We start from the raw sequence: 16,583 nt of genomic DNA on the forward strand, positions 1-16,583 counted from the left end.
AAAAGAAAAGTAAGAAAGAAGGCATTTAACCATGAACGCTTTTTACCTTGACCGTGATGGATCGATCCGAACTCTTTTGAAAGGAAAAGATATCCTCTCTAATCCAATTCTTAACAAAGGCGTCGCTTTTACCGCCGAAGAGAGAAAAGAACTGGATTTGAACGGAATTCTGCCTCCAATGATTCTGACCATCGAAGAGCAGGTGAGCCGCGTATATGAGCAGTTGAACAGCGAGCCCAATAATCTTCGCAAAAATATTATGCTGAATGACCTGTACAACCGTAATGTGGTGTTGTACTACCGTCTGCTGAGCGAGCATCTGAGCGAGATGCTGCCGATCGTCTATACGCCAACGGTTGGTCAATCCATTCAGGAATACAGCCAGCAGTACCACAGACCGGGCGGTGTCTACCTGTCCATCGACAATATGGACGGTATTGAAGAAGCTTTCCGTAACAGCGGTGTACAGCCGGGCGATATTGACCTGATCGTCGCTACCGACTCCGAGAGTATCCTCGGTATTGGTGACTGGGGTGTAGGTGGTATCAATATCGCGATCGGTAAGCTGGCTGTGTACACGGCAGCGGTAGGTATTGATCCGAGCCGCGTACTGCCGGTCGTACTGGATGCCGGTACCAACAACGAGAAACTGCTGAATGACCCACTGTATATCGGTAACCGCCATGAACGGATTCGCGGTGACCGTTATGATGAATTCGTGGATCGTTATGTACAGACTGCACTGAAGCTGTTCCCTGATGTACTGCTGCACTGGGAAGACCTCGGAAATGTCAATGCACGCAATATCATTAACAAATACGGCGACAAACTTCTTACCTTTAACGATGATATCCAGGGTACCGGAGCGGTAACACTGGCTGCAATCATGTCCGGTGTACAGGTGAGCGGCACGCCGCTGCGCGAACATCGTGTACTCGTATTCGGTCCGGGTGCTGCCGGTATCGGTAATGCCGATCAGATCCGTGATGCGATGATGAAAGAAGGATTGTCCCAGGAAGAAGCGGAAGGACGCTTCTGGGCGTATGACTACCGTGGATTGCTGACTGAAGCTACCGAAGGCGTACTGGAATTCCAGAAACCTTATGTGCGTCAGACATCCGAAGTCGAAGACTGGGCGGTAGAAGCAGACGGCAAGATCAGTCTGCTGGAAGTGGTAAAGCAGGTAAAACCAACCATTCTGCTGGGTACTTCCGGTGTAACCGGAGCCTTTAGCGAAGAGATTATCAAGGAAATGGCCAAGCATGTGGAGCGTCCAATCATTATGCCAATGTCCAATCCGACTTCACTGGCAGAGGCTGTTCCGTCTGATCTGCTGGAATGGACCGATGGCAAAGCGCTGATCGCAACCGGCAGCCCGTTTGCACCGGTCGCTTACAAAGGTGTAACTTATGAAATCGGACAATCCAACAACGCATTTGTATTCCCTGGACTGGGACTTGGTGCTATTGTTGCCAAAGCAACCGTATTTACCAAAGGCATGTTTACAGCGGCGGCAGATGCGGTAGCTAACGCTGTCGATTCTTCCGAGCCGGGTGCACCGCTGCTGCCTCGCGTGAATGAACTGCAAAACGTATCCTTTGCAGTAGCTGTGGCTGTTGCCAAAGCAGCGATTCAGGATGGCGTAGCCCGCAATACACCGGAAGACGTGGAACAAGCTGTCAAAGACGCAATGTGGCACCCTGTATACAGAACCCTCAAATCTGTTGCGATTACCCAGGCCGTCTAATCCCCAATCGTCTCAATAGGTCGGGTTCTCCGAATAGCCTTGCAGCAGCACCTTCGGGTATGCGAACAGGATTCGGCAGAGCCCATGTACAAATCAGGTTGCCTATCCGCTGTGGATAGGCAGTCTGCCCTTATGGGGGTAGGCTTTAACAATAAGATGGAGGTCCTGTATCATGTCAGTCGGTCATATTTTTGTGATATTAATTCCTATTTTCTTTGTTATCATACTGGGTTATCTGGGTGGGCATTTCAAAGTATTCAATCCCGCTTCATCCAAAGGCCTGAACACACTGGTGACCAAGTTTGCGCTGCCGGCGCATCTCTTCATCGGTATTACGACTACCAGCAAGCAGACGCTGATCGATAAATGGCCGTTCTTTTTGACCATGTTCCTCGGCATTATCGGATTCTATGTGATTTTGCTGCTCGTTATGCGTCTTCTTTTCAAAAAAGATCTGAATACTTCATCCATCTTCTCGCTTAATTCGACGCAGCCGTCATTTGCCTTTATGGGGATTCCTGTACTGGGCAGTCTGTTCGGAGCGGCAGAAGTGGCTATTCCAATCGCGATTACCGGTATTGTCGTCAATGCGCTGCTTGATCCGATTGCGACTATCGTCAGCTCGGTCGGCAAGAAGACTCAAGCGGGTCATGACAGCGGACATCAGGAGAATCTGTTCAAATTGACGATTCATTCCATCCTGCATGGTCTGCGTGAACCACTGGCCTGTGTACCGCTGCTCGGTGTCGTGCTGACGCTGTTTGGCTTTCATTCTCCGCAGCTGCTGCAGGATTCACTCGATCAGATCGGTGATATTACGTCCGGTGCGGCGCTGTTCGCCATTGGTGTAACGATCGGTCTCAACCAGATCAAGTTCAGCTCCAATGCCATCAGCATTTCACTGCTGAAAGTGATCGGTTTGCCGATACTGACTTATCTGATTGCGCTGATGTTCGGTCTGCCGTCCAATGATATTACGATGGCGGTACTGCTCGTATCCTTCCCTGGATCGGCTGTAGCTGCGATGATCGCAACGCGGTTTGAGACACTGGAAGTCGAGACGGCTTCATCCTTTGTGATTAGTGCAATATTGTCGCTGATCTCGCTGCCAATCCTGATTTCTATTCTTTTGTAATATAGATTCAATTTTAACTAAAATTTGATAAGGTCATCCGCTGCATAACCTGGTTACGGCGGATGACCTTTTTATTATTCAATAGGAATACAGGAATCAATGCCTGAATATCGGCGATGGCTGCAAATCATGTTCTCTATAATGGGAAATGTCCGGAGAATCAGGCTGACATGCCTGCTGGACCATTCCAATCGAAGAAAAGAGGATGATCATATGACTACCCAACAGGAACAGCCCCAGACTTCACAACAGCGACAGGCCAAGCTTTTTCATGAGTTGCATATCAAAGGTACACCGCTGTTACTGGTTAATGTATGGGATGCAGGCAATACAGCTATAGTAGAGAGCGCAGGTGCCAGAGCCATCGCAACCGGAAGCTGGTCGGTTGCAGCTGCTCATGGTTATGGAGACAATGAGGAACTTCCGCTTGACCTTGTCATTGCCAATATCGAGCGAATCAAGCGTCAGACTAATCTTCCGCTGTCTATCGATGTGGAAGGCGGTTATGGAGCAAGTCCCCAGGAAGTAGCAGCGACTATTCGCAGAGTGATTGCTGCCGGAGCGGTCGGGATCAATATGGAAGATCAGAAGATGGGGGAGAATCGACTGTATTCGATCCAGCAGCAGTGCGAACGTATCGCAGCTGCCCGCCAGGCTGCAGATGAAGCCGGTGTATCCTTATTTATAAATGCCCGCACCGATATTTTCCTGCAGATGGATTCTTCCCTGCCGGAATCAGGAAGAAGGGAAGCGATCGAGGAAGTGTTACAAAGAGCAGAGGCATACGCCAAAGCTGGTGCGAGCGGTCTGTTCGTTCCCGGTCTAAGCGATCTTTCTCTGATCGAGACGGTGTGCGCTCGCTCGGAACTGCCTGTCAATATTATGGTGACGGATCATGAATCTTCTGTACAGGAACTGGCAGCGCTTGGAGTATCCCGGATCAGTTATGGACCGCGTCCTTATCAGGAAGCCATGTACCGGCTGCGGCAGCTCGCATCCAGTATTTTTCAACAGACCTGAGGTTTGGATTTAATGGCAGCAGCCGGTTTGTCTTCTATAAAGGGAAGATTGGCCGGTCAGCGCGCTATAGTATGTGCCAGCCGGCTGATTACAATAGAAATCCCGCCTCTCGTTAAGGTTTCACTGCCTGTATAATGGCAGATACGATATAATCCTCAAGCTTTGCTCCAGGAAGCCAGTCTTTTAAAAAGCTTTTGGATTCTTCTTTCGGTTCAATTCGGATCTGTGTAAATCCGCTCAGTTCCAGCATTTTTATCACCTCTGCAATGGAAGATGCACCGGAAATGCATCCGCTATACAAATCTTTCAAATCACTTTGGATAGCTGCCGGCAGTTCGGCTGTGGTTACAATATCCGAAATGGCCAGGCGGCCGCCGGAACGAAGTACACGATAGGCTTCATGAAAGACCTGCTCTTTGGCAGGAGAAAGATAGTTGGAAATAATAACATCTACAGTCTTATCCGCTACGGGCAGATACTCAATCTCACCGAGACGGAAATCCACGATGGGATTCTGCGCTTTATGTGCGTTATGGCGGGCTTTGGTAACCATGGCGGGAGTCATATCCACTCCAATTACTTTTCCTTCCATCCCAACCTGACGAGCAGCAAGAAAACAGTCAAATCCAGCGCCAGAGCCCAAGTCCAGCACCGTTTCACCCGGTTTCAGACTGGCAATGGCTTGAGGGTTGCCACAGCCGAGCCCCAGATTGGCTCCTTCGGGAACAGATTGCAGCTCATCAGAGGAGTATCCCAGCTTGGCCGATACGGCATCTACATCTTTGACAGGATCATAAGAATCCCTTGTTTCGCAGCAGGAATCGGATGACATTGTTGGAAGAGCAATTTCCTCATAGCGTTTACGAACCGTTTGTCGAATCTCATCTTGCTGAATACGCGTCATTACCATTCACTCCTTTAATGGATTGTAATTTAAACAGGGACATTCACAGCATTAAATATAGTTGCAAATATCAAATTATTTGCTTTCTTTCTCGCCTGCAGGGGAGCAGCAGCGACTGGATTTGGCCATTGCTTCATTAAACAAATCAATGGAACGAAGCACGGTCTCCTGTTCAAATGGGGTGAGATAGGAGAACACCTCATCCAGGTAGCTGTTCATTTGCTGATCAATCGTAGTGGCAATGTGTTTACCTGTTGCTGTCAGCGAAAGAACGGAGACGCGGCGATCCGAGGGGGCCGGGCTTTTCTGAATCAGATTCATTCTGATCAGTGCCTGAATTTGGCGGCTAAATGTAGTAATGTCGGTTCCCAGCGCCTCGGCAATTTGCTGCATTGAAGGTTGATCACGACGATCGATTTCATACAGGATATGGCTCTGTGCTGCCGAGAGATCATGACCATCTATACTGCAGCAATTTTTGTTCAATAGTCCAAAACGCCGGGTCATAATCTGAAATAGCTCGCGTTTATTGTGCATTAATATCACCTCTATGTATTTTATAATATAATTATTTGCACTTTACAAGTTTTTTTATATAACCTTTTTAAAGTGAACGAACGAGTAAACAATTAAAAATTAAGAGGTGCAAGAATGCAATTTCACGAATTTTATATCGGTCAGACCTTCAGAACCAAGTCACATTAGGATCAGACAGAGATCGTGACGGTTACGTTGTCTACTTTTATCAATAGGGAAGAAAAAGTATTTGTGGGTGATCTGTCTGTACTGGTGAAAAATGAACGTTAAGTATCAAGCTTTACCTGCGCGTTGAACAGGCTGCAGTAATCTTCAATAGCCAGGCATCAATAGCCAGAAAAAGACCCCTCATTATGGCAGGGTCTTTTTTTGTGCAAACCATGAATAAGGTGGTCTGAACCTTTGCCAAAAAGGGCATGCCCAAAAGTACAGTATGTCCGCCGCAATTCTTGATATAATGGAGGAACTATTGGAAAGGGTGAGACCATGCAAAACAGTCACCATCGATCTGGCATCGCCCAGCATTCCCGCAAATTGATGATTTTATGGACCATAATCGTGCATGTAGCGATGATATTAATACAGACATTTTCTGGTGAAAAAGCTACTCATATAACGGCAGTAGGTTTGTTGTTACTCGCATTTATGGTTCTGAATTGGTATTTTATACGACTGACCCGGAATCGTCATATGGCCTGGATTTATTTTGCTATCCAGCTGTTTATTTTGTGCCTGGCTTCCTTTATAGCTGCTTATGTATACGGTCTTATTACGATAGGGCTGTTTCCACTGCTGGTTGGGCAGTTCGTCTATGTATATTATGATAAGATCAAGATTGGTATGTTTATGGCTGTTCTGTATGCGATTATTACTCTGTTCGCTATCTCTGAAGACGCTATGCCGGGAGTCATTATTTTGCTGGCTCTGTTCACGCTCATGAATATTATCGTCATCGGCATCGTTAATCTAATGCTGCAGCAATACTATGCACGTATGCGTACGCAGAACTTTCTGGATGAGCTGGAGATTGCCCACCGCCAGGTGGAGGAGCTGACTGTTGCCAATGAGCGGCAGCGGATGGCCCGTGACCTGCATGATACGCTGGCCCAGGGACTGGTGGGCATTATCATGCAGCTGGAAGCGATTAATGTACATTTATCCAATCGTAATCACGAACGTGCCCAGCAGATTGTGCTCTCTTCCATGGAAGGGGCGCGTCATACGCTGACCGAAGCGAGGGAAGTTATCGATAATCTGAGGCTGCAGTCGGCGGATAATATCACTTTTACCGATGCGGTTCGGGAAGAGCTGGATCGATTCAAAGGGGCGACAGGCATTCCTGTTACCGGTCAGATCGAGGAATTTCGCAATCTGCCGCAGCTGCTCACCGAGCACAGCCTGTATATGATCCGGGAGAGTCTGACGAATATTACCCGCCACGCCCAGGCGCAGCATGTAGAAGTGAATGTACTGGCGGTAAATGGCAGTCTCGTCATTGAGATTACCGACGACGGCAAAGGATTTGATCCCGAGCAGATCGGCAGACAGCCCGGTCACTATGGACTGCTCGGTATGCAGGAACGTGTACGCATTATGGGCGGCAGACTGTCGATCAGCAATCATGTACCGCAGGGTACTCATATTCAAATCGAAATTCCCTTCCATACAGGAGGTTCTAATGAAATATAAAGTATTGATTGTGGATGATCACTTCGTTGTCAGGGAAGGGCTGAAGCTTATCCTGGAGACGAGTGAGCATTATTATGTCGCAGGTGAAGCGGAGAATGGACAGCTCGCTGTCAAACTGGCCGAAGAACTGCAGCCGGACGTGATCCTGATGGATCTGAACATGCCGGTCATGAGCGGTCTTGAGGCGATTGAGCAGCTGCAGGCACGGCACTTGGCGGTTCCGGTTGTAATTCTGACTACCTATAATGAAGATGATCTGATGGTCAAAGGACTGGCGATGGGCGCCAAAGGTTATTTGCTCAAGGATGCCAAGCGGGAAAATCTGTTTCGCACCCTGGACTCGGCCATTCGCGGCGAGACGCTGCTGCAGCCGGAGATTATGGAGATCGTATTCCAGACCAAACGAAAATTGGCTGCTCCGGCAGCACCGTCTCCCTCTTTGGCCATGCCCGGTTATATTCCTGTATTGTCCGACAAGGAGAAGATTGTACTGCAGGCGATTGCCTATGGTCACCGGAGCAAGGATATTGCCTTTGATATGGGCATATCCGAACGTACGGTCAAAGCCCACTTGACTAATATTTATAATAAACTGGGTGTAGATTCACGGGCGCAGGCGGTGGCGATTGCGATGGAGCGGGGCCTTGTGCATATCTAGCGATACTCGAGAACGTTTGCTACACAGATGCCACCTACAGAGACTTCAACTGGAGAGAACAACAGATTATAGGTGAATATAAGCAAGCCCATTCTAAAGCGCTCGTCTCTTCGGAGATTGGCGCTTTTTTGTCATATTCAAAACGAACTTCATAAAGCAGCTTACTAACCTACAGATAAAAAGGTACATGCCCGGTTCTGCCCAAAAGGGCAAAAGGGCAAATGTACCTATGGACGATTCCGGAATTTGTCGATTCTGCTATGCTGGCTTCAGAAGCATAGAGAAAACATATAATCACAGGTTTAGGGGAGGATATTGTAATTATGAGGAAAAATTGGCCTATGGCTGTTACAACACTTTTATTGGCGGTGAGTCTGACTGCCTGTTCTGCAGGTGAACCTGCCGTCCAATCAGCCAGCAACTCGGTCGAAGTCACAGACGCCAAGCAGCAACCGCTGAATGCGGTATACGATCTATCCGGTACGCTGACCGCTTATAATGAGACACCGGTAGCATTTCAGACCGGAGGAACGGTAGTGTCCGTAAATGGAGATATCGGAGATTCCGTAACCAAAGGCTCCATTATGGCAAGACTGGATACGGCAGATCTGCAGCTGACGCTGGATACAGCCAATGAAGATGTGGCTGCTGCCCAGGCGGCATTGGCGAGTTCGAGGGCTTCCCTGAGCGATGCAAGAGCAGGCCAGAAAGCGGCTGCAGCAGGCGTGTCATCCGCTCAGGCCAAAGTGGAAAGCGCGCGGATCAGCGAGCAGGATGTACTGGCAGGCGCACGTTCCCAGGAGAAAGCCCAGGCGCAGAATGCGGTAAACACAGCACAAACTGCCTACAACCAGGCCAAAACCGAAGCGACCCGTTCACAAACACTGCTGGATAATGGTCTACTGACCCAGCAGGAATATGAAAAGGCACAGACCGCCCTGGCAGATGCCGAGACGGCGCTCAAGGATGCACAGTCCAAGCTGTCCCTGCAGGAGGAAGGTGCGAGCCAGTCGGAACGTGCGCAGGCTGCCGCTGCTGTCAAAGAAGCACAGGTTGGCATAGAGAATGCTCAGGCGAGCGTTGCTCAGGCCAATGCCGCTGTGGAACAGGCGCAGGCCAGTGTGCAGCAATCCCAGGCCGGTTATGAGCAGAAGCTGGTTGCCAAGAAAACGGCACAGCTCAATCTTTCCCGTGCCAGTCTCAAAGCGCCGGCATCCGGTGTCATTTTGACCAAAAGCATTACAGTGGGACAGACGGTCAGTGCAGGTGGAGGAACATCGGCACAGGGCGGCAGCAGTCCGCTGTTCACCATCGGTGAGATTAGCCGTCTCAAAGTGCAGCTGCCGATTGCCGACAGCGATATCGATCAATGGAAAGTCGGTCAGCAGGTTAGCATCAGCCTCTATGACGAAATACGCACCGGCAAAGTGACCAAACTGAACCCGCAGACCAACGAAAGCACAGGTTCCATCAATGTGGAAGTGGTGATTAACAATCCACAACGGGACTGGAAACCGGGCCAGGTCGTCAATGCTTCCCGTCAGGTCTCTGCCGAGACCGGCATCCTGCTGCCTACCGAAGCGGTCATCAGCTCCGGCAGTGAACCTTATGTATTCAAAGCGGTCAACGGCAAAGCTGTCAAAACACCGGTTGAACTGGGCAAAATGTACAACAACAGTTACCAGATTATCGGCGGCATCAAGGTTGGCGACAAAGTGGTAACACGCGGAGCGGATCGTCTGTTCAATGGAGACGAACTAACTGTCAGCCAGGCACAGGGCACAGCTGCCCAGCCAGCGGGCGGCGCTGCTTCAGCATCCGGTATGAAGGGTGAGACAAGCGCCAATGATTAAGTATTTTGTCCAGAAACGTAAAATTACCTTATTGTTCTTTGTGATGCTGATTGTCGTAGGCATCGCCCAGCTGACCCAGCTGCCGCGGCAGCTGCAGCCGGACGTAGTGGTCAAAACGGCCATGGTCACGACGACCTATGCCGGGGCAACGCCCGAACTGATGGAGCAGACGGTTACCGAAGTACTGGAACAGAAGATCAAGGAAGTATCCAATCTCAAGAAGATAACGTCTACTTCCAGTAACGGTGTCTCGACCATTACGGTACAGGCGAATGAAGACGCAGATACTACCGATACATGGAACGAGCTGCGCCGCAAGGTAGAGGATGCACAGTCCCAACTGCCGGATGATGCAGATACGCCGGTAGTGAATGACAACCTGACCCAGTCATTTATCAAGTCCTACATTATCTACGGCAAGACCAAGCAGGATATCTATCAATTGAGCGAACTGATGAATACGTGGCAGGATCAGCTTCGCTCGGTGCCGGGTATTACCGAAGTCAATATCAAAGGAATACCGGATCAGGAAGTTCGCATCAATGTTGATCCATCCAAATTACAGCAGTACAACATCTCCTGGGAGACCGTACGGCAGGCGATCCAGTCTGAGAATAACCGTGTACCAACAGGTGATCTGACGTATGAAGGTCGTAATTATCAGCTTACCGTAGATAAGTCTGTCGATTACGGCACGCTGAATGATATCGTCGTACAGCAGACCGAAGCGGGAATTCCGGTCTATCTCAAGGACGTTGCCAAAGTGGAACTCACCCAGGCCAAAGAGTCCCAGCTCAGCTATTACAACGGCACTCCGGCCATCTCGCTTGATATCAGCAGCCAGACCGGATCGGATGTACCGAATATGGATGCAGGTCTGAGTAAGAAGATCAATTCCCTGGAAAAAACACTTCCTGCCAATGTCAAACTGGCTCCATTGTTTGCCCAGAATGATGAGGTAACAAAGAATTTTGATTCCCTGATTAAGGAAATGATCATTGCGATTATTGCCGTTATTATCATTTGTATGCTCGGCATGAATCTGTTGACAGCCGGATTTGTCGCACTGGCGATTCCGGTATCGATTGCACTCGGACTCATTTTTCTTCCTAGTCTGGACATTACGCTCAATCAGATTACCATTGTCGGTCTGATCATTGTACTGGGAATTCTGGTCGATGATGCGGTCGTGGTGAATGATAATATCGAACGTCGTCTGTCCAAGCTTGGCGAGAATCCGACAGATGCTTCCATCAAAGGAACCAAGGAAGTCGCTATTTCCATTATTACAGCGACACTGGCTACTATCTCGGCATTCCTGCCGCTAATGTTCCTGCCGGGCGATATGGGTGCATTTATTCTGCCGATTCCGGCTGTAATCTCCCTCTGTATGCTGGCGTCCATGATTATGTCCCTGACGATTATTCCTATTTTCCGTCAGTGGTATGAAGAGAGACAGATGGAGAGAGGCAAGCGGCGTGTGAATCGTCCTGCCGGGCTGCTCGGCAAGCAGATTCAGGTAGTAACCGACAGTTACGCGCACAGCCTGATGCCAAGAGTACTGCAAAAACCGCTGCTCGTCGCTCTCACAGGATTGATTATCAGTACAGCAGTGTATGGACTCGCTGCATTCACACCGGTCGAGCTGTTCCCGACGTCGGAGGAAAAGCAAATCACTATTAATGTCAGCATGTCTTCCGGTACCGCGCTGGAAGAGACGGACCGTGTCGTACAGAGCATAGCCAGCTGGGTCAAAAAGCAGCCTGGTGTAGAAAATATCGCTTATGCGGCAGGAGGAAGCGCTCCGCTGCTGTTCAGCGGGCTCGGCGGAGGCGGAGGCGGCGGAAGCAGCAGCGGCCAGATTCTGGTCGTCGGCAATGAGAGTATGGACATCGAAACGGTGACCAGTCAATGGTCTGCTGCACTCAAGAAAAGTTATCCGGGCATCGAGACTGCCGTTGAGGGCAGCGCGGTTGGTATTCCTGTCGGCAAGCCGGTATCGATCCGTATCGCCGGAGACGATCTCGATGAGATCCGGCAGCTGACCAACCAGATCAAGCAGGTAATCGGGGATACGCCGGGTACTTACGGTATTATCGATACGATGGGCAATGATAACTATGCACTGAATTTCTCGGTTAACAAGCAGGCCATGGATCGTTACAAGGTCACTTATGGCACGCTGACACAGACGCTCCTGATGATGGGCAGCGGTGTAAGTCTGGGTGACTTTGATAATGGCAAGAATCTGATTGATATGAAAATGTATCTGGACGGCTCGGACAAAGCGAGTCCGGAATCCCTGATCCAGCAGACGAATATTACCAACTCATCGCAAGAACAGATTCCACTGTCCCAGATTGTCAGCATGAAGCCTTCATTCTCGATTCAGCAGATTGACCGGTATGATCTGCAGCGTGTGAACACAATCGAGGCAGAGGTCAATGGGCGTACGGCTACCGAAGTCATGGCAGAGATTAAGCCCAAGCTGGATCAGGTTAAACTTCCGGAAGGATATACACTGGAGATCGGTGGTGAGACTTCCGATCAGACAGAGACTTTCGGAGATATGGGACAATTGTTTGTAGTGGCGATCTTTATTATCTTTGTTCTTATTGTGATTCAGTTCTACTCTCTGGCCATTCCGTTAATCATCATGACAACCGTCTATCTTGCCGCAGCAGGTGCGGTTCTGGGACTGTTCATTACCCGTACTCCAATCGGCTTTATGGCGATCATGGGTATTATCGCACTGGCCGGGATTGTCGTCCGGAATGGTATTGTCTTTATCGAATTTATCGAGGATGCAAGACATGAAGGCATGGAGCTGAAAGAAGCGGTTATTCAGGCCGCATCTGCCCGTTTCCGTCCAATCATTCTGACCTCGTTAACCGCAATCGTGGGTATGATTCCGATTGCAACAATCGGTGAGCTGCTGTTCCGTCCGCTGGGTGTAGTTATTATTTTCGGACTGATCTTCTCCACCATACTGACACTGTTTGTCGTGCCATCGCTCTATATGGTCGTGACCCATGCCAAGGACAAACGTCAGGCACGCAAAATGGAACGCAAACAAAAAAGAATGGAAAAACAAGCCACTTTACCATCGGATAACCGATTGTAAATACAGGTATGCACGAAACGAATTGCAAATGACACCTGAATTGAATACAGGCGCTTCTTCGCTGACTGGTATACAGATGTGCGGAGTCGTGCTGTGGCAGAAACAGACGTCCCCCCGTCTGTTTCTGTCTATATCCTGTTGGAGAGGAGTAACACCATGGATAAGCAAAACGTGATTGAGACGGCTGAACAGTTATTTGCTGGCCGAAGCTATGACTCTGTATCTATCGAAGAACTGGCCAGAGGCTGCGGCATGAGTCCTTCCCGTCTGTATACACTGTTTGGCAGCAAGGAGGAGGTGTGGAGCGCGGTGGTTCGTAAAATCGGCGAAGATATTCAGCAGGGTCTATTCCGTCTATACAGCGACCACAGGCTGGATGCCAGGCTCAAACTGGCCTGGCTGATCGAAATGTACGTCAGCGCCATGTCCAGAAAAAACAGCTATACCACGGCAAATGAGGGCTTCATGCAGCAGACCGGACAGGTCGAAGATCATGCGCCGATTCAGCAGGAGTTGGAATACCAGCTCAGCACGCTGCTGATTGAGATGATGAACGTGGTTATTTATGAAATGAAAGATGATCATGGTGAACCGCTGTGGAACTGGGACAGGCTTCAAACCAAAATTCGGATCTCCCATCATAATGTACTGTTGGAAGCTGTCCAATCCCAGGAGAATCTGTACCGCTCCAAGCTGATGCTGCATCAGATGAACGTATCGGATTCATTCCGCAGGAAATGCTGGCAGTCTTTTCGGCAGATGGAAAAGAAAGCTCTTGGAGAGCAGCATCGTCTGTATCTGGTACGAGCTTGGCTTGATTTTATAGAACAGGAGCCGACACTGATCGGAGAGTGCATGCAGTTGCTGGACTGTCACCAACGCCATATTCAATAAAAGAAATAAAGCGGATATATTCATCACGTGTAAACAAAAAGGAAGTACAGATCGATAAGATCCGTACTTCCTTTTTTGGTTTGTTTATTTTATGGTCTGACCCTTGATAAAGGATCGACCGTTTTGGATTGCTTACTTCAGCAGCTGTGCGATCAGCGAGAAAGCGATAATGATCAGGAACAGCAGTGTAATATGATTGAGCGAGAAGATGAACATTTTTTTCGCCCAGTCCTTGATGTCGTCCTTGCGGTAGCTGGTTACGCTGAAGATCAGCCATGTCAGGCTCAGCAGGAAAGCGACGCCGGCAATGTACGGACTCAGCGGCCAGAACATGACACTGGATACGATCAGCAGTACCAGATAAAAGTTGGATTGTACATACGTGCGTTTGATGCCTTTGACAACCGGCAGCATCGGCACTTCGGCAGCTTTGTATTCGTCGAACCGGCGAATTGCAATTGCATAGAAGTGAGGCATCTGCCAGATGAGCATGGTAGCAACGAGTGCCCAGATCTCAAAATGACCGAGATCACTGGAAATGGCGGCCCAGCCGATCAGCGGCGGAACAGCGCCGGAGATACTGCCGACTTCGGTGTTGTAGATCGTTCTACGCTTGGTCCACATGGTATAGGGAACCACATACAGGAACAATCCGAGGAATCCGAAAAATGCGGCCAGCGGCGAACTCAGGTACAGCAGGACCACACCGGAGATACTCATCGTGATCCCGATAATGAGACCGGTACGCGTATCCATTTTGCCGGTAACGGTCGGACGAGTCTTGGTCCGTTCCATAATGGCATCGATATCGCGGTCGTACAGATTGTTAAAAGCCCCGGCAGAGCCAATAACGAGGGAAGATCCGACAAAAGCGAGAATGATCGCCCAGATATGATCTATAAAGGATACGTCGAAGATGTAAAGCGCCATACTTAACCCGGCGAACATCGCGATAAGATTGGACTTGATAATGCCCGTTTTGATCGTTGCAAAAAAGATCGCGGGCATAGAATTGACTTGTGCACTTGCACCTTGGCTTGTTTGATTATTCATCTCTGTATTTGTCACCCGTTTCGATTGTTGTGACTTTATCATAACACTTTAATTTTGAAGAATGGAAATGAAATGACTTTTTTTAAAATTACGTCATTAAATTGTGAATAATTTATTAATTTTTGCTGAAGAGGATAGGAATTTAGGGAAAAGTATGCTCAAACATCAGTCGGACATCAAGATAAATTGTCTCCGATTTACACTATAAAATCAACAATTCTTCCAACTTTTCTCAGCAGGAATGCAAATGAGCTCCTATAAATAATATCACCGCAACAAGACGTGCAGAAGCAGCAGTTATTTCCAGCCAAACCGTGCAAAAAGCCCGGCACCACTGCAAGCGGGCTGCCGGACAGAATAGATGGTATTCGGGAATCGGCTTTGATGTAATGTCCATAGGGGAAGTCACCGTGTTCAGAAGTGACTGTGATCAGCACACAATACAAAATGGCATACCTAAACGCCAGGCGTATCAGAAATCAGTAGGATATGCGTAGATGCTAACCGACATACCAATCTATCAATAAACAGAACTGCATGCTGGATGTAAAAAGAGCCGGATCAAGCTGAATCCACAGACTGCAGCACAGCAGATGAAGCAGCCTGCTCCCGGATAGTCAGGCGCTTACGTGCAATCAGCAGGAACGGGATACCAACTGCTGTCAGCAGCGCCAGTGGAGCAAAGATGGCAATGCCGCTCTGCAGGGCGAAGCGGTCGATTAGCAGTCCGCCGATTATCGGAGCGACCACATTTCCAATATTGTTGAAGCCGATCGTGCCGAAATAAGTGCCTTTCCACTCCGGACGGGCAATACGGTCGATCAGAATATCCATCATAGTGAACAGCAGCACTTCGCCTACCGTGAAAATAAACACACCGACCATAAAGGCGATCAGATTGTGCGCCATGCCGAACATCAGTAAGGAGATCGAGACGAGAATATTACCAAGAATGAGCGGTACTACCGGACGAAAGCGACTGACCGTGCGTACGACCGGATACTGGACAATCAGTACAACAGCGGCATTCATCGCCAGCATATAGGAGAAGATCCGGCTGCCATCCTCCAGATCGGGAGTCAGTGACAGATACTGTGCCAGTGTGGAACTGAAATGACCATAACCAAGTACACAGAATGTTGTACCGATCAGTACCGGCAGGAATACACGGTCACGGCTGGTCATCCGAAAAGCTTCGCCGATCTTGGGCGGTTCGGCCGAGGAGACAACAGGCATGGCAGAGCGATGAATCGCAAACTGCATTACCAGCACCAGTCCATAGACGATATATACGATCCCTGCAATTACGAATGGAAAAGTGGATTTTGCCGATCCAAGCTGAAGACCGAGGATCGGACCGAATACGACGCCGATATTGATCGCCGCATAGCGCAGATTGAAGACGAGCAGCTTGTGCTCCGGAGGTGTGGTGTCCGACAGCAGTGCGCGGGAAGCCGGCTCGAATACGGAGCGGCACAGCCCGTTTAATACATTCATGACAAAGAACATCCAGATCACATGAGAGCCGGCAAAGCCAAAAAATACGGCTGCCCAGCAAAATACCGAGACGAGCATTACCTTTTTGCGACCGATCCGGTCCGAGATGTACCCGCCGTAAAAGCTGATCGATACCCCGGCCAGCGAACTGGCAGCGACGATAATACCTGTCAGTGTAGCGGATACGCCGAGTGCGGAGGTGAGATAAATGGCGAGGAACGGAATGCTCATCGACGTAACGAGTCTTCCGAACATCGTGCCGATGATAATCGTCCAAGCCAGAGGATGAATTATTTTGAGATTTTTTGCGATCATAGACTACACTCCCATATTGTACAAAGCTTTTATTGAGCCGATATCACTGGTATCATTGTAAAAAGAAAAAAGGCGAAGAAAAAGAGTAAGCTTTTATATTTACATTTCACCTTTTACGAAAAAAACTATGGAAAAGCCAAAAATAGGTACAGGAAGG

At 49.0% G+C, this 16,583-nt stretch carries 12 protein-coding genes; 8 read left to right on the forward strand and 4 right to left on the reverse strand.

Features of this window, described 5'->3' with window-relative positions:
* Window positions 1-31: 31 nt before the first annotated feature.
* From M1D61_RS10585 to M1D61_RS10595, 3 genes are all read left to right on the forward strand, one after another.
* Window positions 32-1,747, forward strand: a complete 1,716-nt coding sequence (locus tag M1D61_RS10585; RefSeq protein ID WP_458122298.1) for an NAD-dependent malic enzyme — start codon at window positions 32-34, stop codon at window positions 1,745-1,747.
* Between the two features lie 172 nt (window positions 1,748-1,919).
* On the forward strand, window positions 1,920-2,882 hold the full coding sequence (locus M1D61_RS10590; protein WP_458122299.1) for an AEC family transporter: 963 nt from the start codon (window positions 1,920-1,922) through the stop codon (window positions 2,880-2,882).
* Between the two features lie 213 nt (window positions 2,883-3,095).
* Entirely contained in the window at window positions 3,096-3,902 is an 807-nt protein-coding gene (locus M1D61_RS10595) for an isocitrate lyase/PEP mutase family protein (protein WP_458122300.1), read from the forward strand.
* 112 nt (window positions 3,903-4,014) lie between these two features.
* Here M1D61_RS10595 and M1D61_RS10600 read toward each other — a convergent pair whose 3' ends face one another.
* Window positions 4,015-4,806 carry an arsenite methyltransferase gene (locus M1D61_RS10600; protein WP_458122301.1) on the reverse strand — a complete coding sequence of 264 codons (792 nt, stop codon included), beginning with the start codon at window positions 4,804-4,806 and terminating at the stop codon, window positions 4,015-4,017.
* Window positions 4,807-4,881: 75 nt separating this feature from the next.
* Complete coding sequence (locus tag M1D61_RS10605; RefSeq protein WP_458122302.1) at window positions 4,882-5,343, reverse strand: MarR family winged helix-turn-helix transcriptional regulator; 462 nt, start codon at window positions 5,341-5,343, stop codon at window positions 4,882-4,884.
* Window positions 5,344-6,033: 690 nt separating this feature from the next.
* Here M1D61_RS10605 and M1D61_RS10610 point away from each other — a divergent pair.
* The 5 genes from M1D61_RS10610 (at window position 6,034) to M1D61_RS10630 (ending at window position 13,561) form a co-directional block, all read left to right on the forward strand.
* Window positions 6,034-7,032 carry a sensor histidine kinase gene (locus M1D61_RS10610; protein WP_458122303.1) on the forward strand — a complete coding sequence of 333 codons (999 nt, stop codon included), beginning with the start codon at window positions 6,034-6,036 and terminating at the stop codon, window positions 7,030-7,032.
* The gene (locus M1D61_RS10615; RefSeq protein WP_458122304.1) at window positions 7,022-7,690 is read left to right on the forward strand and encodes a response regulator; all 669 of its coding nucleotides are present in this window, start codon (window positions 7,022-7,024) and stop codon (window positions 7,688-7,690) included. The genes M1D61_RS10610 and M1D61_RS10615 overlap by 11 nt, the downstream gene beginning before the upstream one ends.
* 341 nt (window positions 7,691-8,031) lie before the next feature.
* On the forward strand, window positions 8,032-9,543 hold the full coding sequence (locus tag M1D61_RS10620; protein WP_458122305.1) for an efflux RND transporter periplasmic adaptor subunit: 1,512 nt from the start codon (window positions 8,032-8,034) through the stop codon (window positions 9,541-9,543).
* Window positions 9,536-12,667, forward strand: a complete 3,132-nt coding sequence (locus tag M1D61_RS10625; protein WP_458122306.1) for an efflux RND transporter permease subunit — start codon at window positions 9,536-9,538, stop codon at window positions 12,665-12,667. The genes M1D61_RS10620 and M1D61_RS10625 overlap by 8 nt, the downstream gene beginning before the upstream one ends.
* Window positions 12,668-12,823: 156 nt before the next feature.
* Window positions 12,824-13,561, forward strand: coding sequence for a TetR/AcrR family transcriptional regulator (locus M1D61_RS10630; protein WP_458122307.1), 738 nt, complete (start codon window positions 12,824-12,826; stop codon window positions 13,559-13,561).
* 132 nt (window positions 13,562-13,693) lie between these two features.
* On the opposite strand, the gene cyoE is transcribed toward M1D61_RS10630, so the two are convergent.
* Both cyoE and M1D61_RS10640 read right to left on the reverse strand, forming a co-directional pair.
* Window positions 13,694-14,614, reverse strand: a complete 921-nt coding sequence (cyoE, locus tag M1D61_RS10635; protein WP_458122308.1) for a heme o synthase — start codon at window positions 14,612-14,614, stop codon at window positions 13,694-13,696.
* Between the two features lie 561 nt (window positions 14,615-15,175).
* Window positions 15,176-16,423, reverse strand: coding sequence for an MDR family MFS transporter (locus tag M1D61_RS10640; protein WP_458122475.1), 1,248 nt, complete (start codon window positions 16,421-16,423; stop codon window positions 15,176-15,178).
* Window positions 16,424-16,583 lie beyond the last annotated feature (160 nt).

This window comes from Paenibacillus sp. Z6-24 (assembly GCF_054161335.1).

Excerpts from the sequence above, each read along its gene's own strand:
- M1D61_RS10620 (WP_458122305.1), top strand. The coding sequence starts at position 8,032 with ATGGCTGTTACAACACTTTTATTGGCGGTGAGTCTGACTGCCTGTTCT.
- M1D61_RS10605 (WP_458122302.1), bottom strand. The coding sequence starts at position 5,343 with ATGCACAATAAACGCGAGCTATTTCAGATTATGACCCGGCGTTTTGGA.
- M1D61_RS10595 (WP_458122300.1), top strand. The coding sequence starts at position 3,096 with ATGACTACCCAACAGGAACAGCCCCAGACTTCACAACAGCGACAGGCC.
- cyoE (WP_458122308.1), bottom strand. The coding sequence starts at position 14,614 with ATGAATAATCAAACAAGCCAAGGTGCAAGTGCACAAGTCAATTCTATG.
- M1D61_RS10610 (WP_458122303.1), top strand. The coding sequence starts at position 6,034 with ATGGCCTGGATTTATTTTGCTATCCAGCTGTTTATTTTGTGCCTGGCT.
- M1D61_RS10590 (WP_458122299.1), top strand. The coding sequence starts at position 1,920 with ATGTCAGTCGGTCATATTTTTGTGATATTAATTCCTATTTTCTTTGTT.
- M1D61_RS10630 (WP_458122307.1), top strand. The coding sequence starts at position 12,824 with ATGGATAAGCAAAACGTGATTGAGACGGCTGAACAGTTATTTGCTGGC.
- M1D61_RS10615 (WP_458122304.1), top strand. The coding sequence starts at position 7,022 with ATGAAATATAAAGTATTGATTGTGGATGATCACTTCGTTGTCAGGGAA.
- M1D61_RS10585 (WP_458122298.1), top strand. The coding sequence starts at position 32 with ATGAACGCTTTTTACCTTGACCGTGATGGATCGATCCGAACTCTTTTG.
- M1D61_RS10625 (WP_458122306.1), top strand. The coding sequence starts at position 9,536 with ATGATTAAGTATTTTGTCCAGAAACGTAAAATTACCTTATTGTTCTTT.
- M1D61_RS10600 (WP_458122301.1), bottom strand. The coding sequence starts at position 4,806 with ATGACGCGTATTCAGCAAGATGAGATTCGACAAACGGTTCGTAAACGC.